Raw genomic sequence first — 24,823 nt, 5'->3', positions numbered from 1 at the left:
CGGAAGCCGGAGAATTGAGCGTTGCCGTCTTCTTGATACAGCGGGAGGGCGCTGTACCCGCAGTGGCCCGCGTCATTGTCGGAGCGGGCCCCCTGCCCGCGTGGGGAGGGAACGCAGTCCTGCGAACGGGAGGCCGCTACCCCTGCCAGTAGCTCGGGCTCAGAACCACGAGAAACGTCATCACCTCCAGGCGGCCCGCCACCATCAGCAGGCACATGAAGATCTTCGTCGGCACCGGCAGGGCCTCGAACCCGCCCATCGGCCCGACGGCACCGAAGCCCGGGCCGATGTTGCCCAGCACCACCAGCGTGCCGGAAAAGGCCTCGCTGAGTGCAAGGTCGATCCCCACGCGGTGGGCGTCCACGGCGATAAAGCCGGTGCCGCCCACCACCAGCAGCAGATAGGTGAGGATCACGATGAGAATGCCCCGCACCACCGGCTCCTTCACCGTGCGGCGCCCCAGCCACATCGGGCGCACGGACGAGGGGTGAATCATTTGAAAGAGTTCGCGCCCAATTACCTTGACCCCTACGGTCCACCGCATGAGCTTGAGGCCGCCGGACGTGCTGCCCACGCACCCGCTGGCAAACATGAGGAGCAATAGGACCACGAGAACCTCCTCGCTCCACACGGCGAAGTCGGTGCTCGCGTAGCCGGTGGTGGTGAGCAGGGTGGCCGTCTGGAACGTGCCGTGCCGAAACGTCTCTTCGAGGCCCCCGAACTGCCCGTTGCCCCACAGCATGGCGCTCACCAGGAGGCTTCCGACGGCAAAGACCGAAAGGTAGACCCGGAATTCCGTATCGCGGGCGGGGGCCGTCGGGGTGGACACGATCGCCTGCCAGAGCAGCGTAAAGTTCATCGCCGCCACGAACATGAAGGGGATGAGGATCCACTGCACCGTGGGGGCGAATGCCTCGATGCTCCGGGCCTGGGGCGAGAAGCCACCGGACGGAATGGTGGTAAAGACGTGCGCGAGGGCCTGGTACGGCGTCATGCGGGGGGCGAGCCCGGCGTAGTGCACGCCCAGCAGCAGCGCCAGGAGCACCACCGAGCACCCGATGTACAGCAGCCAGAGGCGCCGGGCCGTCTCGGCGATGTGGGGCGTGAGCCGCTCCAGGCGCGGGCCCGGCACCTCGGCGTCCAGAAACTGGGCGCCCCCGGCCGACAGGCGCGGCAACACGGCGACCGCCAGTGCGAGGATGCCCATGCCGGCAATCCACTGCGTAAGCTGTCGCCAGAGCATGAGCGCCGCCCCGTGCTTCTCGATCGAAATGTCGAGCAGGATCGTCGACCCGGTCGCCGAAAAGCCGCTGAAGCTCTCGAAGACGGCGTTGATGGGCGTCGCAAAGCTGCCGGTGCCGCTCAACAGGTACGGGATGCTTCCGAGAAGCGAGACCAGGACCCAGGTGAGCGTCACGAGCAGGAATCCGTCCTGCACCGTGAGCTCGCTGTCGCCCCCCATCCATTCCGCGAGCGCCCCAGCCCCGAACGAGAGGCCCAGCGGCACGAGGAAGGGCACCACCGAGGTGCCGTGGTAGAGGGCCGTGGCGATCGGCACCGAAAAGACGGCCGAGAACCACTTTAGGACCGGCCCCAGCACACTGCTGACCCGGCGGAGTCGACGAGCTGCAATCATAGTGCCTCCAGGACCTCGTCTGCTTCTTCCGCGTCGACGAACAGGACGAGGTGGTCCTGAGGCTCCAGGACCGTTTTGCCCCGGGGAATGAGCACCTCCCCGTTCCGGGTCACCGCTCCCACGACGAAGTTGTACGGCACTGTTTCGACGCCCTCTTCAATCGGGCGTCCTACGAGAGGACTCTCCGCCGTGAGGGCCACCTCCACCACCTCCCCGCGGTCGCCCTCGACGAAGGTGATTTTCTCGATGCCCCGCACACGGGTGTGTCGGAGGATCTCCTCGATGACCTCCCGGCGGGGGTTGACCGTCGTCTCGATGCCACTGCTCGTAAAGACCGATTCGTACACGTCGCGGTGCACCACCGACAGCACCCGCTCGGCGCCGAGGTCCAGGCTCAACGTCGACGTGAGGAGGTTTCGCTCGTCGGGCGTGAGGGCCGAGACGACGAGGTCGGCGTCCGCCACCCCCTCCCGGCGCAGGAATTTCGGGTCCGTCGCGTCGTTCTGTAGGACCAGCGTGTCCGGCAGCTCCTGAGCAAGGGCCTGGGCCCGGTCGGGGTCCTTCTCCACGAGGCGGGGCTGGAGGCCGCGTTGTTCGAGCATCCGGGCCGTCTGAAACCCGATCTCCCCCCCGCCCAGAATCAGAATCTGGCGCGCCTGCTTCACTCGGTCCCTGGGGGTAAGCGTGCCCGCAAAGTGCTCCACCTGGCCTGGCCGCCCGATCACCAGCAGCCGAATGTTGGGCCGGAGGCAGGTCGTCCCGCGGACAATCTCCATGTGCTCGTCGTCGAACACGGCCACGAGGTTCACGCCGTCGCCCAGCCGCAATTCCTGAACGGTCTTTCCGGCGACCGGGCTCTCCTCGGGAACGGTGAATCCGGCCATGACGACCCGCCCCTGCCCGAAGTGCTCGACGTTGCGGGCGGTGGGCAGCCCCACGACCTCCACGATGTTGCGGGCCGTGAGGTGGTCGGCCCCCACCATAAAGTCCACGTTGAAGGCCTCGCGGAGCTGGGACCAGGTGGCGAGGTATTCCGTCTCGGTGACGCGGGCGATGGTGAAGGCACCGTCGTTCAGGGCCCGCGCCGTGCTGCAGATCAGGATGTTGCTGCGGTCGTCGCTCGTGCTGCCAACCACGAGGTCGGCGTCCTGCACGTCCGCCGATTTCAGCACGTCGACCCGGGCCCCGTTGCCCTCGTAGGTGAGCACGTCGGTCTCGGCCCGGATCATTTCGAGGCGGTCGGGGTCCTTGTCGACCGCAATCACCTCGTGCTCCCCGGCCAGCGCGTGGGCCACGCTGCTGCCGACCTGTCCGACGCCGATGACGACGACCTTCATGAAACGAGGAGGGGGCCTTCGTGAGAGCTGTTCGAAGCCGGGACACTACGCGGAGCAGTGGGGTAGGACGCAAGGCGCCCGCGATCCGTTTCCGGTGGGGCCGCGCGACGGCAACGGGGCCTGCCGGGGAGGGCGACCGCTACCGTCTGGGGTATGTCCCCGTGGGAACCGGCTCAGACGTTCTCCCAGGAGAGAATAGAGGCGTAGAAAAAGAAAAGCAAAGAACCGGAACGGTGTACGTTGCATCTTTCCCAGCGGGATTCCGAACTCTCACAATTGGGGAATGTTGTTCGATCTGGCAGTACAGACCGAATCGTCAAAGTCGGGTCCGCCTGTGAGCACGTCTTCTCAACAGCCTCCGCCTGGACGAAGAGGCGTCCTGTGGCGTCTCTGGTCGTGGTGGCGGTCGCTGAGCCCGCCCCAGCTCTTCGTGGGGGCCTTCCTCACGCTGATTCTTGCGGGGACGGTCGGGTTTATGACCCTGCCGGGCCTCTACACCGGGCCGCCGCTACACTGGGTGGACGCCCTCTTTACCGCCACGAGTGCGGTGTGCGTGACCGGGCTCATCGTGGTCGACACCGCCACGTACTTCACGACGTGGGGCCAGGCCTACGTTTTGCTGCTCATTCAACTTGGCGGGTTGGGGATCATCTCGTTCACGTCCGTCATCCTGGCGGCCCTCGGGCAGCGCCTGTCCCTGCGACACGAGAAGCTGGCCGGAAGCGGGACGCGCCTCGTGGACGACATCGACTACCGGGCGCTCACCTGGGCGATCCTTCGGTTCACGTTCGTCGCCGAGCTGATCGGGGGCGTTCTGCTGTACGCCGCCTGGGTGCCCCGCTTCGGATGGGGAGGCGCCGTGTGGCACGCCGTCTTCCACACGGTGAGCGCGTTCTGCAACGCCGGGTTTTCGACGTTCACGACGTCGCTGGAGGGCTTTCAGGCCAACCTGCCGCTCCTGATGGTCGTGATGGGGCTCATCGTGGTGGGCGGGCTCGGCTTCCTGACCCTGGAGGAGCTAAATGTGTGGCGGCGAAAGCGCCGGGCCGAAGGGCGCTTCCGCCTGTCCGTGCACTCCCAGCTTGTGCTGGGCACCACGGCCTTCTTGATCGTGGCCGGCTGGGCGGCCTTTACGGCGTTCGAGTGGCACAACACACTGGCGGGGATGTCCGTCGGGGAGCGCCTCGTCAATGGCCTCTTCGCCAGCATCACCCCGCGCACCGCCGGGTTCAACACCATCGACTACGCGCAGGTGGAAACGGAGACGAACTTTCTGACGATCGTCTTTATGATGATTGGCGGCTCGCCCGGCTCCACGGCCGGGGGCATCAAGACGACCACCTTCGCGCTGCTCGGGCTCCTGGCCTGGTCGCGCCTGCAGGGAAGGCCCACCACGAGCATTTCCAGTCGCACCATTCCGGAATCCACCCTCCAGAAGGCCATGAGCCTCTTCATCGGGGCCTTCGGGATCGTGACGGTCGCCATCTTCGTCTTCAGTGTGACCGAGTTTGGGGACGGCGTGGCGGCCGGCGCTGCGCCCTTCCTCAGCTACATGTTTGAGGCGTTCAGTGCCTTCAACACGGTGGGGCTTTCGATGGGCGCGACGGGCACGTTGACCACGACGGGGCGCCTGTCCACCGTCGTCCTCATGTTCATTGGCCGTGTGGGCACGCTCACCTTCGTGGCGGCGATGGCCCGCGAGCCGAAGCGCATCAAAGGCGGCTTCCGGTACGCCTACGAAGACGTGTCGATCGGGTAGAGGGCGTGTGGGAAGAGGGGACGGGGCTGCCGTGGGCCTGCCGTCCCGCCATGGCTCAACGGCAGGCCGGGCGGAATGGAGGGAGCAATGACCGCCCGGTCACGTGTTACGAGTCACGCATCATACCGCACGCATCACCCATCCAGGTGGCACGTATTACCACCGTTACGGCCAGTTCTTCCGTACTCGGATCCACCTCAACACCGACTTCTACACCCTATGCATCGGTTTGTCATCGTCGGCCTTGGCAACTTCGGGGCCAGCGTTGCGGAGGCGCTTTACAGCCACGGCCACGACGTCATCGCCGTGGACGTCGACGAGCAGGCCGTCGACGACATCGCGCCGCACTGCTCCCGCGCGGCGGTGGGGGACGGGCGGGAGGCCGCCACGCTGGAGGAAATTGGCGCGGAGGCGGCGGACGCCGCCGTCGTGAGCACCGGCGACGACATCACGGCGAGCATTCTGGCCACGATGGCGCTGCAGGACCTGGGGGTGGACGTCGTCTACGTGAAGGTCATTTCGGACAACCACGCCCGCATCATGCGGCAGCTCGGCGCAACCGAGGCGGTGTTCCCGGAGCGGGACTCGGCCTTCAACCTGGCCAGCCGCATCTCGGAAAAGGGGGTCGTCAACTACGTGCGGATGGGCCGCAACCTCAGTGTGCAGGAGCTGGTGGTGCCGGAGGAGTGGCGGGGCCACACGCTCCGCGAACTCGACGTGCGGGCCGAGTACGGCGTATCGGTCGTGGGCATCCACGAGACGACGATCGACGACATGATCGTGCCCCCCAATCCGGACGATACACTTCGGCACACCGACACCCTGATTCTGGCGGGGACGGACGAGGCGATTGAAAAGGTCGCCGACCTGGCCAGCGCCACGGCGGCGGAGGCGGAGTAGCCGAGAGGGCCGACCTTCTGTGGTCACAGAGACGGTGTGGGACCGGCCGGGTGCGGGCTCGCAAGGGCGGCCGGCCCCGTACGGGTTCGTGTTGCGATCGAGGCCGGTAGCTCGTCTCCACCCCGCGAGGTGTTTTCACTGTTCAAATCCGTTCGGCTGGGGGCGCGCCGCCGGACACGAGGCCAACCCGACGAGACCATGAATGACTGGCAGAAACGTGTTGCGGGGGCGACGGGAGTCGTGGCAATGACGCTCCTGACGTACGCCCTCGTCTATCAGTGGGGCATGGCGGTGTACGAAGACCGGTCGGTGATGTATATCCAGGCACTGCAGGTGGTGATCGAGGCAATCACGACGGCGGGGTTTGGGAGCCACGCCCCCTGGTCGAGCCCGCAGATGAACGCGATGGTGCTCTTCATGAACCTGACGGGGGTGCTGTTTGTCTTTCTCGCCATCCCGCTGTTCGCCGTGCCGGTGCTGCGGGACGCCTTTGAGCACCGCCCGCCGGAGACGTTTTCCGGCACGGACCACGTCGTGCTCGCGCCCCACACGCCCCGCATTGAGGCGCTGATCGATGAGCTCGAGGCGCAGGGCCGAGGATACGTCCTCCTTGAGCCGCGTCGCGAGCGGGCCCGGACGCTTCACGTCGACGGGTACCCGGTCGTCCACGGGGATCCGGAGTCGGTATCGGTGCTCGAGGGCGTTGACCTCCAGGCCGCCTCGGCCCTGGTGGTCGACGGGCGGGACGAGGTGGACACGAGCGTGATTCTCTCCGCGCGCGAAATCAGCGACGAGGTTCAGACCGTCGCCGTCATTGAGGACGAGGCGCTCGAGCCCTACCACCGGATGGCGGGAACCGACCGCGTGCTCTCCCCGCGTCAGCTGCTGGGCAAGGGGCTGGCCGGAGAAATCCCGTTCCTGCTCCGCATGGCGGAGGACACGACGATCGGCATCGGCGAGGACCTGGAGGTGGCCGAGCTCGACATTGAGCCGGGAAGCCCGCTCTGCGACCAGACGATCGGCGAGCTCCGGCTGCGCGAGCGCTTCGGCATTGATGTGATTGGCGCCTGGTTCGACGGCGCGTTCGAGAGCCCCGTCGGCCCGGGCACCACCGTCAGTTGCCGGGCGCGCCTCCTCGTGTCCGGGGGCCCCGACCGCATCCAGGCATTGCGGCGCGAGGACAGCTCGACGCTTCAGCTGCGGAAGCGGCAGCGCGTCATCGTCGTCGGGTACGGGCGGTCCGGCCAGGCGGCGGTCGACGTGCTGGCCGACACGGAGGCCCGGGTGACGATCGTCGACGCGAAGGATCGCCCGGAGGTGGACGTCGTGGGCGATGCCCGGGATCCCGGGGCGTACAAAGAGGCCGATGCCGGGACGGCCGACGCCATCATGATCGATCTCGACGACGACACGACCACCCTGTTCGCCACGCTCATCGCGCGGGACGCAAATCCCGCTGCGCACATCGTTGCCCGCGCGAACGCAGAGGAAAACGTGCGGAAGATCTACCGGGCCGGGGCGGACTACGTGCAGTCCCTCGCGTCCATCAGCGGGCGGATGATGGCCGCGACCGTCCTGGAGCAGGAAGAGGTCCTCTCGTTCCGGACGAAGATTGACATGGTGCGCCTCCCGGCGGGCCGCCTGGCCGGGCGCACGCTCGCTGGAGAAGATGTGCGGGCCCGCACGGGCTGCACCGTCGTCGCGACGGTGCGCGATGGGGACGTGATCACGTCGCTCGATCCCGAGGCGTTCGTGGTGGAGGCGGACGACGAGCTCGTCGTCGTGGGCACGGACGAAGGGGTGCAGCGCTTCGAAGAGCGTTTTCTCCGGTAGCAAGGACCGCTCGCGTCCCACCGAGGGAGCCTGTCCGATCGAACACATCTCTTTGCCGGGCAGGACGGGGGCGGGGGGCGACGAGGCGCATGCAGGAGCCCCGACCGGGTCCCTCGCAAAGGCCTCCGTCGGCCCGGCGGGACCTACACGTCTGGGCCGGAGTGGTGCCCACTCGTATCCGTAGGGACGCGCTCTTCACGCAGCACGCGGGCGGTGGACCGGAACGAGATGCCCTGCGTGTTGGCGCCGGTAATCATGACCGTTTCCACGACGGGCGGGGAGATCGGGCGCTCCGCGTGCCACCGGAGGATGAAGTTGGCCCCCACGCCGCCCCGAATGTCGTCCGTGTCCACCACGACGTACGTGGAGGCGAGCGGCCCGAGGGCGCGGGTCGTGTCCAGGTAGGCGCGCACAAGCTCGCCCTGGCTGTCGTAGTAGTCGATGGCTGAGAGCGTGAGGGGCACGTCCCGGCTCGTGTTGCGGATGCTAAGGGTCGTCGCCAGGTTCATGGACCGCTGGGCATTCCGGACGTAGATGTGGGAGTAGGCGGGCACGTAGAGCGTCTGGCGCCGGACGCGCGCCGTCGCCACTCCCCGGTTGTCGGACGATGAGGAAGCCGTCGGCAGACTGTCGAGGTGGGAGGCAGGCGGCTCGAGGTGTGTGTCCCGGTCGAAGGGCCCACACGCGCAGAGCGCCCCGACCAGAAAGAAGGCCAGTGGAAGTGTCAGTCGACGAGGCGGAGACGGAAACCGCATGAGGAGAACCTCTCGTCTTCTTGTGAATCCCTCCGAGGCATCGGCCGGTGCGGACCTGCGTTCCACGGAGGCCCTTGGAGGCCTGATTGAGGTCGCCATCAAGGTCCTCCTTTCAGCACTCACGCGCCGGATTGATCCGAAGAATCGTTGTTGTCGGTCCGCCTCTCGCCCCGATACGTTATAGATCCTCATAGATCATCGCCAAACAGGCCCGGCTCTCGCCCGCAGTGGCCGCCGGAATGACGACTCCGTTACGGACGCGCGGCGTACGCCCCAAACTGCCCGGCCCCTCCCGCTGTTGGGAAGCTCGCACTCTGCGTTGAAGAAACGCCCCAACCATGGCCCAATCAGGAGACCGCTCTCCAACGGCACGCCTGGGGCTTCTCGACGCCACCATGGTGGGAATGGGGGCGATGATTGGGGCGGGCATCTTCGTCCTGACGGGACTGGCCGCCGAGATCGCCGGGCCGGCGGCCATCCTGGTCTTTGCGCTCAACGGGGTGGTGACGGTGCTCACGGGCATCTCGTACGCGGAGCTTGCGAGCGCCATTCCGAAGAGCGGCGGCGGGTACGTGTTTGTCCGAGAGGTCTTTTCGGGGCCGACCTCGTTTCTCATGGGGTGGATGCTCTCGTTTGCCTACATGATTGCGGGGGCGCTTTACGCGCTCGGGTTTTCGTCCAACTTCGTCGAGTTCGTCCACCTGTACTGGGCGGGGCTGCCCACAGGGCCCGTGTGGCATATTCTCTACGCCCTGACGGTGGTCGGCCTCTTTGCCCTCCTCAATGCCGTCTCCACCGAGGCCAGCGGGGGGGCGGAAACCGTCGTCACCATCATCAAGATCATCATCCTGCTCGTCTTCGCCGGGTTTGGCGCCTTTGCCGTGGAGGGGAGCAACTTCGAGCCGTTCTTCGCGAGGGACGACTCCTCGGTCGCCATACTGAAGGCGATGGGCCTCACGTTCATTGCCTTTGAGGGCTACGACCTCATTGCCACCGTCACCGAAGAGGTCGAAAATCCGCGGGAGAACATCCCGAAGGCGATCTTTATCAGCCTCGTCGCGACGGTGGCCATTTACCTGATTGTGGTGTGGGTGGCCATCGGCACGCTCGGGGCCGAGAAGCTCGGGCGGGCCGGCGAGACGGGCATTGCGGAGGCCGCCACGAGCTTCATGCCGACGATCCCGCTGCTGGGGGAGGGCGCCGCGCTCATTGTCTTCGGCGCCGTCTTTTCGACGGTGAGTGCCCTCAACGCCGTCGTCATCGCGTCCAGCCGGGTCGTGTTCGCGATGGGGCGGGAGAATCAACTGCCGAATCCCCTCGGCCAGATCAGTGCGCGGTTTGGCACCCCCCTCGCGGCCGTCGTCGTGAGCGCCGCCGTGATGCTCGGAAGCGTGGTCTTCCTGCCCATCGAGCAGGTGGGGCGCGTGTCGAGCCTCTTCTTCCTCGTCTCGTTCGTGGTGGTGAACTGGAGCGTCATCCGCCTGCGCAACCGGCGCCCCAACATGCGCCGCCCCTTCGAGATGCCGTTCTACCCGGCCCTCCCCATCCTCGCCATCGTGCTAAACCTCGTCCTCGCCTACTTCCTGCTCCGCGACGACCCGTACACGCTGGTGCTGGGGCTGGGGTGGATCGCCATTGGCGGTCTCGTGTACGCGGCCCTGCAGTGGCGCCGGACGGAAACGGCGACGGCCGAGGCGTAATCCCTCTCTCATCGATTCCTGCCCCCCATGAGCGTATCCGGAAAAGACCTTCGCATCATTATCGCCGGCGGCGGCGAGGTTGGCTTTCGCACGGCGGAATTTCTCGACGAGCGCGGGCACGACGTGGTCGTCATCGAACGCGACCCCGACCGGTGTCAGGAAATTGCCGACGCGTACGTGGCGACGATCATCGAGGGCGACGCGACCCTGCCCGACATCTTCCAGCAGGCCGGGCCGGAACAGGCCGACGTTCTGGCGGCGATGTCGGACCACCCGCTGACCAACCTCGCCGTGTGCATGATTGGCCAGCGGATGAACCCGGACCTCCACACCGTGATGCGGACCGACGCCGAGACGGGCAACGCCCACGCCGAGCTCGTCGACGCGGTGATCTATCCGCGGCGGGCCAGTGCGCTGCTGGCGGTGAACGCCATTTTGTCCGGGGACGTGCGGTCGCTGGAGCACGCCATGGGGGTGCTCGACATCGCGGAGGTGCGCATTGGGGAGGACGCGCCGGTGGTGGGGAAAGTGCTGGACGAGATTAGCCTCCCCGAGGGCAGTCTCGTGGTGAGCGACGTGGAGGGCGCGCGCGTGGCCCGGGCCGACACGGTGATGAAGGCCGGCCAACGCTACATCGTGGCCGCCGAGCCGGACGTCATCGAGGAGGTGATGCGGCTGCTGCGAGGATAGCCACCCGCCCCCAATCGTCCTGTGACGAGGGCTGGTCCTCGTCCGCACGCCCCTCAAGAGAGAACGGCCAACGGGACGCACCTTGCTTTCTCTTCACATCAGTCTGCCTGGGTGGTCCGTTCGGCCATTTTGGCCGCCTCCTCCCCGTGGCGTACCACGATGATCGGCACGTTGACGGCCTCTACGATCTGTTCCGGCATCGTGCCGAAGAGGACCTCCCGGACCGAGGGCTCGGTCTCGCCCAGCACGGCAAGGTCGTGCCCGCCGGCCCACTCCACGATGGCGTCGGCCGGGCTGTCGGCGGCCACGGAATTGAGCTCCAGCAGGTCCGCTTCGATGCCGGCGCTCCGCATCCTCTCCGCGGCGGGCTCCAGCACGTCCTCGCGCGAGGCGGCGGTCGCCTCGTCCCCGTCAAGTTCGTCCCCTTCAAGAACGTGGAGGAGGGTCACCCGGGCGGTGCCGTCCTGGCAGAGGTCGGCGACGAAGGGGGCGATCTCCCGCACGTTCTGGATCCCGCGCAGTGGCACGAGGACGCGGCGCAACTGCTCCACCGGGCCGGGAATCAGCACGGCGTCGCAGGACTCCTCCACGCTCACCCGACTGATGGTGTCCAGCTCGTCGCCCGTAAACACGAGGCGCGTGGTGACCTCCGCCCCGGCCTCTTCGAACCGCCGCGCCGCCGCGTCGAGCATGTCTTCGGCCTCGGCGCCGAACTGGCCCCGGGCCTGGGCCGGGCTCGTCTGCTCCGGCACCGAAAACCAGCCCAGCAGCACCACCCGGAGCGAGGACAGCACGCGGACGAGGGCCGAGGGAAGGGGCGCCGGCTCCGGCAGTTCGAGGTCGACGAGAATAGAGGAGGGGGCTGAGGGGGAGTCCATCATGACGAGATCTCAGAGATGGTGACGGCACGCGCGTAGAAGAGGTACCATCCTGCCGTGGCGAGCAGGATCCCGCCCCCGATTGCAATCGACAGCAGGTTCATGAAGGCCACGAGCCCGAAGCTCGTGAGGGCGCCGAGAACGGGCACGACCGGATGCCCGGGGCACCGAAAGGTGGGCTGGTACCCGTCGGGGGGCGACTGCCGGAGGACGAGGAGGGCCACGCAGATGAGGCCGTACATGAAGAGGTGCAGCAGCGAGGCGACCTCGGCCAGCACCTCCACGCGCCCGAAGAGGATGAGGGCCACGATGATCCCGCCGGTCAGGAGCAGCGCCACGTGCGGCGTGCGGTACCGCCGGTTGATGCGCTCGACCTGGCTCGGCACGAGGTTGTCCCGGCTCAGGGCGTAGATGGAGCGGGAGGCGCTCAGGATGGAGGCGTTGGCGCTCGAGAGCGTGGCGAGCAGCCCGCCGCCCAGGAGGGCCGCGGCGCCGAACGTGCCGGCGATGCTGCGCCCCACGTTCACGGCGGCCGTCTCGCCCATCTCGGCGAGGGGCTCGCTGCCCAGCAGGCTGGTGCTGATAAAGATCGTGAGCACGTAGAGCGTCCCCACGAGCAGCACGCTTCCAATCATCGACCGGGGCAGGTTTCGGCTTGGGGCCTTGATCTCGCCCGCCACGGTGGCAATCTGCACGAAGCCGAGGTAGGAGGTAAACACCAGCGCCGCGGTGGTCAAGACGGGCATGGTGCCGTACGGGAAGAACGCCTCCGGGGTCTGGGAGCGGCCGAAGATGCCGAGCGCGTCGAGCCCGCCGTGGCCGAGAAAGCCCGCGAGGATGGCGAGCAGGCTGCCCACGATCCAGTTCTGCAGGTCGCCCGTGTTCTCCGTCCCCGTGACGCTGACGCCCGTCAGGAGAACGCCCATGCCGAAGGCCAGGCCCACCACGGGAAGGGGGAGGTTGACGCCCAGCTCGCGGGCCAGGTCGGACAGGTAGTGCCCGAAGCCGATCAGGTAGAACGCCGAGGCGAAGATCAGGCCCAGCCACTGCCCAATGCCGACCATGCAGCCGAGGAGGGTGCCGAGGGCGCGGGAGACGAAGAAGTATCCCCCGCCGCTCTCGGGCATGGCCGTGGCGAGTTCGGACGTGGGCAGGGCCACCAGGAGGGCGATGACGGCCCCGATGGCGAAGGAGAGCATGGCCGCCGGCCCGGCCCTGCCGGCCGCGAGCCCCGGAAACACGAAAATGCCGGCCCCGACCATGGTCCCGGTGCCGATGGCCAGGGCGGGGACCAGCCCGAGCGTGCGCTCCAGTTCGTCCTGATTCGCAGGAGGCTCCGGCATACGATTCGTGGTGGTTGTTGTCGGGATGAGGTCGACCGACGATCCGGTTCACAGTGCCCGGCCGGTTCCCGGCATCGTCAGGCCAGCACGTCCCGGAACGAAATTTCCTCGGCGGCCAGCACGAACACGGTCGGCGGCAGGCCTGCGGTGCGTTCGTGCAGTCGGGTGTAGTACGTCACGTAATCGTCCTCCTCGTCCGGCGTCGCCATGCCCAGAAAGACAATGTCGGCCTCGGCGGAGGTGTCGTGCACGATCTCGTCGAAGATGCGCCCGTCGGCCTCAATCACGTTGAGTGCAGCGCCCGTCTGCAGCTGGTCCAGGATGGGAGCAACCGTTTGGCGCCGCTCTTCGGCCTCCTCATCGTCGGCGGCCACCACGTTGACCCGCACCTGTGCGTTTTGCCACTCCAGGTTTGTCTGCAACAGGTAGGCAAGGATTTTCATGAGGCCCCCATTGCCCTTGAGCCCGCTCCACCACACGTCGATCCGTTCCCGGGTCCCAAAGCCCTGATTGCCCCCGCGGAGGACCGCGACGTTGCGCCGGGCCGCGTACAAGTGTTTGATGAGGGTGCAGAACTGCTCGTGGTGGGTCGGGTCCTCGGTGTGCCCGAGCATGATGGTGTTGGGCTTGAGCACCCCGAGCCCGTAGTCCTCAATGAGCCGCTCGCCGCCCGCGAACGGATCCTCCGCCGTCGTGGTGCGGACGAGGCTCTGCACCCCCCGGCCGCCAAGGTACTCACGGAGGGTGGCCTCCGCGTCCCGCTGCGCCTCGAAGTCCGACGCCTCGCTCGGGGGAAGCACCGTGCCCACCGTCATGAGCGCCTGGTTGTGCGTGAGGGCGCTCGCCAGCTCGATAACGGGCCAGCGCCGCCGGGGCGCGCCCGAGAGCACGAGGATGTGCGGCCGCCAGTTTTTGGGGTCTTGGTCGGCGTTGAGGTGGAGCAGCCCCGCTCGGGTCAGGCTCATCCAGAGGCCCTGCCGCACGTCGCCCCACGTTGCGCGCAGGCTGCGGCGCTGGAGCCAGGCGAAGACGGCAAACACGAACACGATGGCAATGAGCGTCGCCCACCAGTTGATGAGAAACATCACCGCCGTACACCCCGCCGCGCCCAGCAGCGAGAGCGACCAGTGCGCTGTGAACTCGGGCCGGAAGGAGGGACTGTCCAGGAAGGTCTCCACCCCGGCGGCGACGTTGAGCACCGCGTACGTCGTGAGGAAGAACATCGTGAGGACCGGGGCAATGGCGTTGAGGTTGCCCATCATGACGGCGCCCAGGGCGAGCCCCAGCGTGAGGACCGTACCGCCCCGTGGGATGTTCTCCTCACCGGCCCCCTTTCCCAGCCACTTCAGAGACTGGGGAAGGACGCCGTCGAGCGCCAGTGCCTGCAGCACGCGCGGGGCCCCGAGGATCGATCCGATGGCACTGGAGAGCGTGGCGCCCCACACGCCCAGCAAGATGGCGTCGCCCCACCACGCCATCCGCCGCATGATGAGCGTGTCCTCAATCAGCGTGGCGGAGTTGGCCCACAGGCCCAGCAGAAGGGGCAGCGTCATGTAGACGAGGTACCCCACGCCCACGGCCCCGAACGTGCCCCACGGAATGGCCTTGTTGGGATTCTCAAGATCGCCGGACAGGTTGACGCCCGCCATGATGCCGGTCACCGCCGGAAAGAATACGGCGAACACCTCCCAGAAGCCCGCGGCCTGATTGGCGTCTACGGCCCCCCACATCCGAATGTCGGATTGCTCCACCGGGCTGCCCGCCACCAGCGAGACCAGCGAGACCACAATGGCCGCGAGAATGAAGTACTGCGCCTTGATGGCGATATTTGGGGACCCGAGGGCGAGCACCGCCACGAGAATCGTGATGATGAGGCCCACCATTTGAATCCCAGAGAGGCCCAGCACGCTCAGGGTCTGCAGTGCCGGAAACGCGTTGATGACGCTTTCGGCAAACCCAACCGTGTAGAGGGCCACGGAGAGCCCCTGTGCGATGTAGAGCGGAATGCCCACGGCCCCGCCGATCTCGATCCCAAGCGACCGGCTGATCATGTAGTACGCCCCCCCGACGCGCACCCGCTGGTCCGTGGCGATGGCCGCGATCGAGAGCGCCGTGAGGAAGGTAATGCCCGTCGAGATGGTGACGATGAGCAGCGTCCCCAGCAATCCGGCATTGCCGACCACCCACCCGAACCGGAGGTACATGATGACGCCGAGGATCGTCAGGATCGACGGCGTAAACACGCCGCCGAACGTTCCGAGGCCGCCGGGCTTCCCCGACGCCACGACCTCCTCCTGGTCGGCCTCGGCAGAGCGCTGGAGCGAATTGAGGTCGGGTTTCATTGCCGGGAGCGAGTGGTGCGAAAAAATGAGTGTCGGTTCACCTTACGCGAGCGTGCTCCGCACGCCTCCGCGCTACTCTTCCGGAGACGTGGTAAGCCCGACCGTTTCTTTGAGGCGCTTCACGCCCTCCACGGCCCGCACCGAGAGGGTGTTCGGCACGTAGCGGCGCACCATCAGGACCGAGCAGTCGGCCCGGTCGGCCACCACGTCCGGGATGGAGCCGAAGAGCACCTGGCGCAGGCTCCACTCGCGCGAGGCGCCGATAATGGCGAAGTCGTAGTCCGCCTCGGTGAGCGTGGCGTCGATGCCGCCGGTGACGCTGTCGGACTGTCGGACGAGATACTCCACACGGTCGGTGTCGACGAGGCCCTGGACCGTGTCGTCGAGCGCTGCCTTCTCGTCCTCGACGTCCACGTCCTCGCGCACCACCCGAAGCAGATGCACCGTGGCGTCGGTGATGCGGGCAACGCGGACGGCAATTTCGAGACCGAGCTGCGCGTGCAGGCCGCCGCCCCAGGGCAGGAGAATCTGGTCGACGGATTCAAACCCACGGTCCTTGAGCACACCGAGATCCGCCGGCAGGTCCCGCACGATGCGCTGGATGGGACTGTTGTAGATGCGGCCCACGTTGAAGCCGCCCTGCCAGCCCATCAGCAGCATGTCGGACGTCTGGGCCTGCGTCTCGTCGATCAGGCCGCCGAACACGTCGTGGGCGACGTCGATGACGGACTCAATGCCGGTCGCCTCAAGGGGGGGATGGTCCAGGTCGTTTGTTGAGGGGCGAGCTGCTGCCTCCTGGGCCAGGTCGGCAATGGCGCGCTCCAGGGAGGGCCGCTCCGTAAACTGCGCGCGGGCGGACCGGAGCGGGGTTTGCAGGGGCACGTCCACGAGGTGGATGCCGGCCACGTGGCCGCCCTCGGCCCGCCCCGTGGCGATGTACCGGCCCAGTTGCAGGAGGTCGTGCTCGTGCTCGGGGTTGGCCAGTGCCACCGACACGCGACGCGGAGCCTCTGCATTGATGGCACGCTCGGCGGCCGACAGCACCTCCGGCACCTCCACGGCGAACGCGGGCGCCGGGGCCGCGAGGGCGCTCCAGCCCTGCGCCGCCCACTGCTCGCGAAACTCGGGAACCGCGTGCTCGATCTCGACGCGGCTCCGGCCCCAGACGGAATACCAGCCCAGGCTCGCGAGGATGAGTACGACGATGGCGATCTGGGCGAAGGGGCCCGAATACAGAATGATCCCGATACACGCGAGGGCGGCCAGTCCTTGTACAAATGGAAAGCCGGGCGTGCGGTAGGAGGGTTCGTACCAATCCGGCTGCGCCACGCGCAGGGCCACGCACCCCACGTTCAGCGCCGCATAGCTGTAGAGCTGCAGCACGCTGGCAATCTTGGCGAGCTGCTCCAGGCTTTCGATGAACAGGAATGCCAGGGCCAATACGCCCGTCAGCAGGATGGCGCGGTGGGGGGTCAGGAGCGTCTCGTGGATGGCGCTCAGCCAGTTGGGCACCATGCGGTCGCGCGCCATCGCCAGGTTGATGCGCGAGGAGGCCATGATGCTCGCGTTGGCCGACGACACGGTGGCCAGCAGCCCGGCAAAGATGATGGCGCCGGCGCCGATGGGGCCCGCCAGCGTCCGGGCCGCCTGCGTCAGTGGATCGCGCACCTCGCCGATCGTCTCCTGCTCGAAGATGCCGCCAATGACGAGCAGGATCACGACGTAGAGCAGCGTCACGAGCGCCACCGAGCCGATGAGCGTGCGCGGCAGGTTCTTGGCCGGGTCCTTAATTTCCTCGGCCACCGCCGCAATCTTCACGAAGCCCAGGAAGGAGACGAACACGAGGGCCGTCGTGGACGCCACCGGGGCGCCGCCGAAAGGAAAAAACGGCGTGAAGTTGCTCCATTCGATGTAGAAGGCGCCGATGCCACAGAACGCCCCCAGGATCCCCATCAGGGTGAGGACCACGACCACCTGCATCTGGCCCGACTCCTTGGCCCCGTACACGTTGAGGGCCGTGAGCAGAAGGCCCCCGCCGAAGGCGCCCCAGAACGGCGTGAGGGGCAGGAACTGCGACAGGTACTCCCCGAGCCCGAAGAGGTAGAACGAGATGGCGAACGTGAGGCTCAGCCAGATCCCGACGCCCGAGATGGCCCCGAGCGCCGGGCCGAGTGAGCGGGAGACAAAGAAGTAGTCGCCGCCGGAGGTCGGCATCCCCGTGGCCAGCTCGGCCGCACTGGCGGCCGTAATCATGCAGACGATGCCCGCCGCGAGGTAGGAGAAGATGGCGGCCGGCCCGGTGAGCTCCAGGGCCACCCCGGCCAACAAAAAGATGCCGGCTCCGATCATGGTGCCGGCCCCGATGGTGAGCGCGTCCCAAAAGCCGAGCTCGCGGCGGAGATCATCTTGTGCCATGGGCGAGTAGAGAGCGGTTCAGGAACGTAGGGTGATGAAGCGGGGCCCGTTGGGGGACTTCATTGCGGAGGGGGCGTGACGGACGGCAACGGGTGGCGGACCGTCTGACTCCACCTCAACATAGTACGAAGTGACATGGTACGAGGTGAACCGAGCCCAATCAATTCCCTCTTGCGCACAACCGCCAGTTTCCTGGGCTCAGTCCGGAGCCGTTCTCACAGGGTCGAGAGGGAGTCGAAGAATTTCTCTGACGCGGCGAGGATGTTGATGTCAGGACTCATCGGTCGGACGGGCGCTTCTGCCGGCCTGCGAAGAGATGTAGTTCATCAGTCGCTTTGCTCGTGTCTCGGCTCCGCTTCGTTACGCTCGGAATGACGCATCCGGAAGGTTCTTTTGCGTGTCTACTCAGTCAGGCCAATGCGGATTCCCGCCCCGAGTCGCGCACGAACATGCAGGTCGAGTCCGTCTGGTCGACCCGGCGGCGGATCGTGTCGAAGTCCGGGTCGGGCTGGAGGCCGAAGATGTTTAGGTCGGCCTGTGGGGCGGCCTCGATGTAGGCGTCGAAGGGCTCCGTGCCCACCACGGCGGTGGAGTCTGGAAAGCGGCCCAGGTCGATCAGTTTCTCCAAGAAGTCCTGCGCTTTGCCCTGCTGGTCGGGGGCGGCGACGGCCGTGACGAGCCGCATCTGCGCGTCCCAGTTCTGCGACAGCTTGTAGCCGGTGAGGAGGGCGAGGTCGAGGTTGCCAATCTCCATCGAGATGCGCCAGTCCGGGCTCCGGTCGCGGATCCAGACGTTGATGGTCTGGCGCGGGCCCAAGGCGGCCCGCGGGTGCGGCGCGTAGAGCAGTGTGCCCACGTTCTCCCGGTCCGCCTCCGCGATGACGTGGCGGTAATCCGCCTCCCGCTCGGGCGAGGTCGGCATCCGCAGAAACACGATGTTCGGGCGGAAGAAGGCCCCGCGGAGCGCCTGCATGCCCGCCCGCAGCCCCTCGGCAAAGCCTCCGGCATCGATGATCGTGGCAGCGGCAAAGATATCGCGTTCGCGAAAGGCCGCGGTGAGCGTGTCGAGCTGATCGGTCAGCACGTCGGGGCGTCCGTCCGGGCTCAGGCCCACGATTTTCACCGAGCCCTGCGGGGCGGTGAGGTCTTGTAATGTGAGAAACGAGCCGCGGAGGGTGCTGCTCTGCTCCACCGGCACCAGCAGGTTCGGCTTCCAGGCCCGCTCCTGCATCGTGGGCAGTTCGGTTACCTTCTTGGCCGCCCACTCCGCGAGCGCCACGAACATGCCGCTGCGTACGTCCTCGAAGGGGGCATCCAGCTGCCGGTGCGCCAGGACGGCGTAGAACCCGAGCGTGACAACGAGCGCGACGACGCTGATCGTGGGGTTGATGATGAACATCGCCAGCAGGGACCCGGCGAGGCCGAGGAACGACACCCAGATGGGGATGCGGAGGCGGGGGCGAAAGCTCACGAGGCCGAGGCCCTGCTCGATGAGCACCGCCGCACAGATCATCGCGTAGGTGACGAGGAAGAACATGGTGATAAGCAGCGCAATGGCGTTCAGGTCGCGCACCAGGAGCGAGGCGAAGATGATGGCCCCCGTCACCATCATCGAGTGGCGCGGCTCGCCGTCGGGGGCGAGGTGGGCGAGCCAGTCCGCTTTGGGCACGACCCGGTGGGCGCCCATCGCCTGCAGGATGCGCCCCGCCCCCACCAACGAGGCGAGGGCCGAGGAGAAGGTTGCGCCCAGCAGGCCCGCCAGGACCGCCGGGGGCCAGTACGCCTTGTCCACCATCACCGTGTAGCTGCTCACCATCTCCTCGGGCGTGGCCGATAGGGCAAGCCAGACCGCCAGCAGCACGTAAATCACGAACGATACGCCGACGGCCGCTAGGGTGCCCACCGGAATACTGCGCTTCGGGTCCTCGAGGTCACCGCTCATATTCGCCCCGGCCATGATGCCCGTCGTGGCGGGAAAGAAGACGGCGAAGACGATCCAGAATGAGTTGGGCCGGGTCGGGTCCGCGGGCGTGCCCGTGAAATCGCCCCAGAGCTGGACCGCGCCGAGGCCGTACTGCATCGACCCGGTGGCGGCCGCCGCGGCGATGGAGACGAGCGAGGCGCCGATGAGGGCCAAAATGAGGTACTGCACGCGGATCGCGAAGTCGGCGCTTACATACGCGATCCCGTATAGGACCGCAAACGTGGCGATGTCAACGAGGAGGGCCGGATGGCTCGGGAAGACGAAGAGCCAGCCTTCGCGGAAGCCGAAGATGTACATCGTCACCGCGAGGGCCTGCGAGAGGTACCGGGGGATGCCGACGCTGCCGCCCACTTCTAGCCCCAGCGACTGGGCAATGACCGCGTATGCCCCGCCCGCCCCGATGCGGATGTTCGTCGTGATGGACGACATCGCGAGGGCGGTGCAGAGCGTGATCGCAAACCCAAGGGTGATGATTAGCAGTCCCCCGAGCAGCCCTGCGTTCCCAATAATCCATCCCTCCCGGAGGTACATGATCACCCCGAGAATTGTGAGCACCGTGGGGGTAAACACGCCGCCGAACGTGCCAAACTTCTTGCGTCCCGAGATGGGCGCCTCCTCCGGCGTCATGCTTGCATCCATCTCGGCGGTGTCGTCGGGGGCCGCCGCACAGAAGGGCTGGCGCCGCCTCCGGTCGCCGTCAGCCGGTCTCCGTCGCGTCGGCGGTTTCGTCGTCGGACGGTTCCGGAGACGACTCTTCGACCTCCAGAATCCCGTCGCCCTCCGTCTGCTCGACCTCCGGGGTCTTGTGGTCGCGCGTGTCTGCGCCCGCCCCGACGAGGGCGAGGAGCCGGTCTTGGGGGCGCAGCCGAAACTGGCTCGTCTCCGACACGATCTCCAACGTGTCGTTTTCGCGCAGGATGAAGAGCGGGATGACGGACTCGTCCTCGTACTCGTTCGACAGGTCCTCGTGGCTGTAGTACTCCTGCGTCTCGTCTGACGTCTCGTCGCTCAGCGTGAGCACCTCGATGGTGTCGCCCCGATTCAGGCAGGCCTTCAGCAACTGGTAGCTGGTGTCCTCTCCGAAGAGTGGGCGGCCGCGAAGGTGGCCGGGCATCACGCCCTCCCCGCCGTGTCGGCTGTCGGGCTGCGCGGCGAGCTGGTAAATGTCGGTGCTCTCGAAGACCTCCGAAAAGTGGAGGGCCGTGAGCGACGCGACCTCGTCGTTCGGGATCGTGATGAGCAGGTGCCCAATCCCGCTGAGGGTGATCTCGTCGACGATGTTTTCCGACAGCGCGTTGCCCTGGTGCGCCGTGAGGCCCTCCTCGCGGGCCGACCGGACGTGAACCGGGTTGTTGTCGAGCAGGGCGACAGAGTAGCCGAGCTCCTGCACGTGCCGGGCCACCGTGCGCACCCAGGGCGCCGCCCCCACGAAGAGGAGGCCGTTCGGGTTCGGCTCGGCCAGGTCGAGCCACCGGGCGAGGGGGGCGAGCGTGAGGCCGTAGATGGCCACCGTGCCGACGATCACGGCAAAGATGACCGGCACCATCCCGTCCACCGCCCCCGGGTAGACAGGGCGCAGCTGATACGCAAAGAGCGACGCCACGGCCGCGGCCACGATGCCTCGCGGGGCCAGCCACGACAGGAACGCCTTTTCTTCCCACTCCAGGTTCGACCCGAAGGAGGAGACGAAGACGGCGAGCGGGCGTACGATCACGACCAGAAGGCCGAGGAAGATGAGCACCCGCAGGTCGATGTACTCCAGGGCGCTCATCTCCAACCGGGCGCTCAGAAGCACAAAGAGCGACCCGATGAGCAGCACCTGCAGGTTCTCTTTAAACTCGATGATGCGCTGCACGGACACGTACGGCTGGTTGGCCAGGGCGATGCCCATGAGCGTCGTGGCGAGCAGGCCGGACTCGTGCTGCAGCACGTTGGCGACGACGAAGGCCACGACCACCACCATCAGGGTGACGGGGTTCCGGAGAAAGTCCGGCACCATGCGCCGCCGCAGGATCACCACGAGCAGCATGGTGGCCACCACGCTGATGCCCAGGGCCACGAAGATCTCGAGGCCGAGCCCGATCGCGACGTGCTCGGCGGCGGCCGAGGTGCCGGCGCCCGCCCGGGCCGGGTCGTTCATCAGGATCAGGGTCTCGAGGACCAGCACGGCCAAAATGGCCCCCACCGGGTCGATCGTGATGCCCTCCCATTTGGCAATGGTGCCGACGCGGCCTTTGGGCCGGACGTGGCGCAGAAGGGGGACGACGACCGTCGGCCCCGTTACCGTCAGGATGGCCCCGATGAGCACGGACAGTCCCACATCGAACTCCAGGATGTAGTAGGCCCCGGCCGCCCCGAGGCCCCACGTGAGCAGCACCCCGATCGTGATGAGGTTGAAGACCGTACTGCCCACCTCCCGCAGCTCGGAGAGCCGGAGGCTCAGCCCGCCCTCGAACAAAATAATTCCGATGGACAGGGAGACGAAGGCGAACAGCCAGTCCCCGCGGAGGGACTGCGGGTCGAGCACCCCCAGCACCGGGCCGGCGAGGAAGCCCACCAGGAGCAGCAGCAGAATGGAGGGCAGCCGAAACCGCCACGCGGCCCACTGTGCCCCGATGCCCAGCATGACGACGACGGTAATGTTGAGGAGAATGGATTCAGGCACGGCCTGGAGGGCGTCGGCGAGAAAAACGCGAGCTCGGAGCGTCCGGAAGCGTAGGGTCTGGCACAGCTCGTTGACCGGTCGCAACCCGGCGCCCCGATCATCCGGAGCGGGGGAAAAGCCGGCGACCTAGTGCAAACAAAAAGGGACGGACGTACACACTACTGACGAAGCGCGTGTGTGTCCCCTCGCGCCCGCGGGCTGCCTATTGGGCGGCGCCGCTCGGGCGAACGCCACAGAGCCTCCGAAGAAATTTCGCAGCGAACGGACGTGGAAGCGCTTGCGGTTCGGCGTGGTCCCCGCTTTTATGAGCACACCGCGTCCTTTTTTACAAGCTGTTTCTTCTTTTCCCATGGAAGGCTCGAACGCAACCCCGCAGGCGAACGGCCAGGCCGAATCGTCCGACGGCTTCTTCGGCGAGGTGAATCAGATGTTTGACGAAGCCGCCGCCCGGACCGATCATCCACGCGGCGTGCTCCACCAGATCCGGGCCTGCGACAACATCATCCGGTTCGAGTTTCCGATCGAGCGGGACGACGGCAGCATTCAGGTCATCCGGGGCTACCGGGGAGAGCACAGCCACCACATGCAGCCCACGAAGGGCGGCATCCGCTACGCCCCCAGCGTGAACGTGGACGAGGTGATGGCCCTCTCGGCCCTCATGAGCTACAAGTGCGCCATCGTGGACGTCCCGTTTGGCGGGGCCAAGGGCGGGGTGTGCATCGACGCGCGCAACTACTCGACGACGGAGCTGGAACGCATCACGCGCCGGTACACCTTCGAGCTCGAGCGAAAAGACTTCATCGGCCCCGGAACGGACGTGCCGGCCCCCGACTACGGCACGGGGCCGCAGGAGATGGCGTGGATCATGGACACCTACAACCAGATCGGCGACGAGGACCTCAACGCCCTGGCGTGCGTCACCGGAAAGCCGGTGGGGCAGGGCGGTGTGCGGGGCCGTACGGAAGCGACCGGGCGCGGGGTCTACTACGGCATCCGCGAGGCGTGCGGGTACCCGGAAGACATGACGCGCCTTGGTCTGGAGCCGGGGCTGGAGGGGAAGAGCGTCGTCATTCAGGGGCTGGGGAACGTCGGCTACCACGCCGCCCGGTTTCTGGAAGACGGCGGGGCCAAAATCGTAGGCATCGCCGAAATTGAAGGCGCCATTCACGACCCGGACGGGCTCGACGTGGACGACGTGGTGGCCCACCGCGAAGAGACAGGGTCGATCCTGGGCTTCGCCGACGCCGAAAACATCGAGACCTCCGCGGCAGCGCTCGAACTCCCCTGCGACATCCTGATTCCCGCGGCGCTGGAGGGAGTCATCACCGCCGACAACGCCCCGGACATCCAGGCGAGCATCATTGCGGAGGCGGCCAATGGCCCCGTCACCTCCGAGGCCGACGAGATTCTTCAGGCGAAGAACGCCATGATCATTCCGGACGTCTACCTCAACGCGGGGGGCGTCACGGTGTCGTACTTCGAGTGGCTCCGGAATCTCTCTCACGTCCGGCACGGGCGCATGAGCCGCCGCTTCGAAGAGCGCAACGCGGAGCGCATCCTCCGGGCCGTGGACGAGCTGACCGCGGAGGACTTCAGCGAAGACCTCCTGGAGTCGCTCATTGAGCAGGTCGGCTTCGGGGCCGGCGAGCGGGACCTCGTGCACTCGGGACTGGAAGACACCATGAGCCACGCCTACGATGAGATCCGGGCCATCCGTGAGAAGAAGGGGGTCGACACGCGCACGGCAGCTTTCGTGAGCGCCATCGACAAGATTGCGAGCTCCTACGACCAGATGGGCATCTTTCCGTAGTGCCGGGCACGATTCCGGTCACCACGACGGAGACGAAAGATCCGTTAAGGGTTGCTTGGTAAATCGTGACAACCGCGCTATATTGGGGATAGCCTCCACGATGGACTCCCAACCTCACGGCGTCTCCTGCCAGGCAGACGGTTCGGTGTCTCGTCGGTCTCCTCGTCGCGGTCGGGCTCGTCGGTACACCGGGGGCCCGGGCCCAGCTCCCGTCCAACGAGCTGGGGGGCACGTGGAGAATGGTGCCGCAGGAGCTGGTCTACCCGGACTCGGTCGTGGACCAGAGCGGCAGCTGGGGGGCCAACGTTAAAATTCTGAACTCGACCCACTTCGCCTGGGGGCGAGAGACGGAGGATGTGGAATCGGTGCTCGCGGGGGGCGGGCGCTACGAGTACCACCCGGAGCGCGGCGTGTGCGTCGAGCACATTCAGTGCCACTCGGACCCCTCGGTGAATGGGGGCACCCTTCGCTTCGAGGCCCGGGTGGAGGGGGGCCTGGTACCACATCGGAGAGAGGGGGGACGACAAGCTGCGCGAGGTGTGGAGGCGGGTCGCTCCAAGACAGGCCCAGGCCGAGCTTCGAAACGACACGACGGAAGGCGAGGGAACGGCCGTACCGGTAACTGTCCATCAGTTCGGAAAGGAAGGGCGGGCCGGTAGGGGCGGTAGGGGCGGTAGGGCACGCTACGATGCAAGGACCGACCCTCTTGTCGGTCTTGCGGATGGGGGGCTCGGCCGGAGCGCGTCGCAGTCGGAGGCATCCCGGAGGCACCGGGG

Annotated in this window: 15 protein-coding genes; 6 read left to right on the top strand and 9 right to left on the bottom strand. The window is 66.9% G+C overall.

The features are described 5' to 3' along the window. Nucleotides 1–136: 136 nt before the first annotated feature. Together OJA40_RS04995 and trkA are read right to left on the bottom strand one after the other, a co-directional pair. Nucleotides 137–1,636, bottom strand: a complete 1,500-nt coding sequence (locus OJA40_RS04995; RefSeq protein WP_208425651.1) for a TrkH family potassium uptake protein — start codon at nt 1,634–1,636, stop codon at nt 137–139. After that, a complete protein-coding gene (gene trkA / locus OJA40_RS04990; protein ID WP_208425650.1) occupies nt 1,633–2,973 on the bottom strand; it encodes a Trk system potassium transporter TrkA in 1,341 nt (446 codons plus the stop codon). Before trkA ends, OJA40_RS04995 begins: the two co-directional genes overlap by 4 nt. Nucleotides 2,974–3,307: 334 nt before the next feature. Here trkA and OJA40_RS04985 point away from each other — a divergent pair, with 334 nt between their 5' ends. The 3 genes from OJA40_RS04985 to OJA40_RS04975 all read left to right on the top strand — a co-directional run bounded on the left by OJA40_RS04985 (nt 3,308) and on the right by OJA40_RS04975 (nt 7,465). Next, nucleotides 3,308–4,732, top strand: a complete 1,425-nt coding sequence (locus OJA40_RS04985; protein WP_263810059.1) for a TrkH family potassium uptake protein — start codon at nt 3,308–3,310, stop codon at nt 4,730–4,732. A 219-nt stretch (nt 4,733–4,951) separates the two neighbouring features. Beyond that, nucleotides 4,952–5,632 carry a potassium channel family protein gene (locus OJA40_RS04980; protein ID WP_263808633.1) on the top strand — a complete coding sequence of 227 codons (681 nt, stop codon included), beginning with the start codon at nt 4,952–4,954 and terminating at the stop codon, nt 5,630–5,632. 198 nt (nt 5,633–5,830) lie between these two features. Further along, nucleotides 5,831–7,465 (top strand): potassium channel family protein, encoded by a 1,635-nt coding sequence (locus tag OJA40_RS04975; protein ID WP_263810058.1) that lies wholly within the window; start codon nt 5,831–5,833, stop codon nt 7,463–7,465. Between the two features lie 143 nt (nt 7,466–7,608). Here OJA40_RS04975 and OJA40_RS04970 read toward each other — a convergent pair whose 3' ends face one another. Then, nucleotides 7,609–8,220 (bottom strand): DUF3124 domain-containing protein, encoded by a 612-nt coding sequence (locus OJA40_RS04970; RefSeq protein WP_263810057.1) that lies wholly within the window; start codon nt 8,218–8,220, stop codon nt 7,609–7,611. A 338-nt stretch (nt 8,221–8,558) separates the two neighbouring features. Here OJA40_RS04970 and OJA40_RS04965 point away from each other — a divergent pair, with 338 nt between their 5' ends. Further along, nucleotides 8,559–9,920 carry an APC family permease gene (locus tag OJA40_RS04965; RefSeq protein ID WP_263810056.1) on the top strand — a complete coding sequence of 454 codons (1,362 nt, stop codon included), beginning with the start codon at nt 8,559–8,561 and terminating at the stop codon, nt 9,918–9,920. Between the two features lie 27 nt (nt 9,921–9,947). Next, the gene (locus OJA40_RS04960) at nt 9,948–10,610 is read left to right on the top strand and encodes a potassium channel family protein (RefSeq protein ID WP_208425645.1); all 663 of its coding nucleotides are present in this window, start codon (nt 9,948–9,950) and stop codon (nt 10,608–10,610) included. 98 nt (nt 10,611–10,708) lie between these two features. Here the strand turns inward: OJA40_RS04960 and OJA40_RS04955 are convergent, their stop codons facing one another. The 6 genes from OJA40_RS04955 to OJA40_RS04930 all read right to left on the bottom strand — a co-directional run bounded on the left by OJA40_RS04955 (nt 10,709) and on the right by OJA40_RS04930 (nt 22,237). Continuing rightward, complete coding sequence (locus tag OJA40_RS04955; RefSeq protein WP_263810055.1) at nt 10,709–11,491, bottom strand: universal stress protein; 783 nt, start codon at nt 11,489–11,491, stop codon at nt 10,709–10,711. After that, nucleotides 11,488–12,831 (bottom strand): APC family permease, encoded by a 1,344-nt coding sequence (locus OJA40_RS04950; protein WP_208425644.1) that lies wholly within the window; start codon nt 12,829–12,831, stop codon nt 11,488–11,490. Before OJA40_RS04950 ends, OJA40_RS04955 begins: the two co-directional genes overlap by 4 nt. A gap of 77 nt (nt 12,832–12,908) precedes the next feature. Beyond that, on the bottom strand, nt 12,909–15,173 hold the full coding sequence (locus OJA40_RS04945) for an APC family permease (RefSeq protein WP_263810054.1): 2,265 nt from the start codon (nt 15,171–15,173) through the stop codon (nt 12,909–12,911). Nucleotides 15,174–15,245: 72 nt separating this feature from the next. Further along, on the bottom strand, nt 15,246–17,588 hold the full coding sequence (locus OJA40_RS04940) for an amino acid permease (RefSeq protein WP_263808638.1): 2,343 nt from the start codon (nt 17,586–17,588) through the stop codon (nt 15,246–15,248). 409 nt (nt 17,589–17,997) lie between these two features. Continuing rightward, nucleotides 17,998–20,211, bottom strand: a complete 2,214-nt coding sequence (locus OJA40_RS04935) for an amino acid permease (protein ID WP_263810053.1) — start codon at nt 20,209–20,211, stop codon at nt 17,998–18,000. A gap of 58 nt (nt 20,212–20,269) precedes the next feature. Then, nucleotides 20,270–22,237: a cation:proton antiporter gene (locus OJA40_RS04930; RefSeq protein WP_263808640.1), complete on the bottom strand. Its 1,968-nt coding sequence runs from the start codon at nt 22,235–22,237 to the stop codon at nt 20,270–20,272. A 349-nt stretch (nt 22,238–22,586) separates the two neighbouring features. Between OJA40_RS04930 and OJA40_RS04925 the strand changes: the two genes are divergently transcribed. Then, nucleotides 22,587–24,047 (top strand): Glu/Leu/Phe/Val family dehydrogenase, encoded by a 1,461-nt coding sequence (locus OJA40_RS04925; RefSeq protein WP_208425640.1) that lies wholly within the window; start codon nt 22,587–22,589, stop codon nt 24,045–24,047. Nucleotides 24,048–24,823 lie beyond the last annotated feature (776 nt).

The organism is Salinibacter pepae (genome assembly GCF_947077775.1).
GTDB lineage: Bacteria > Bacteroidota > Rhodothermia > Rhodothermales > Salinibacteraceae > Salinibacter > Salinibacter pepae.
This window is presented reverse-complemented; position numbering and strand designations above follow the sequence as displayed.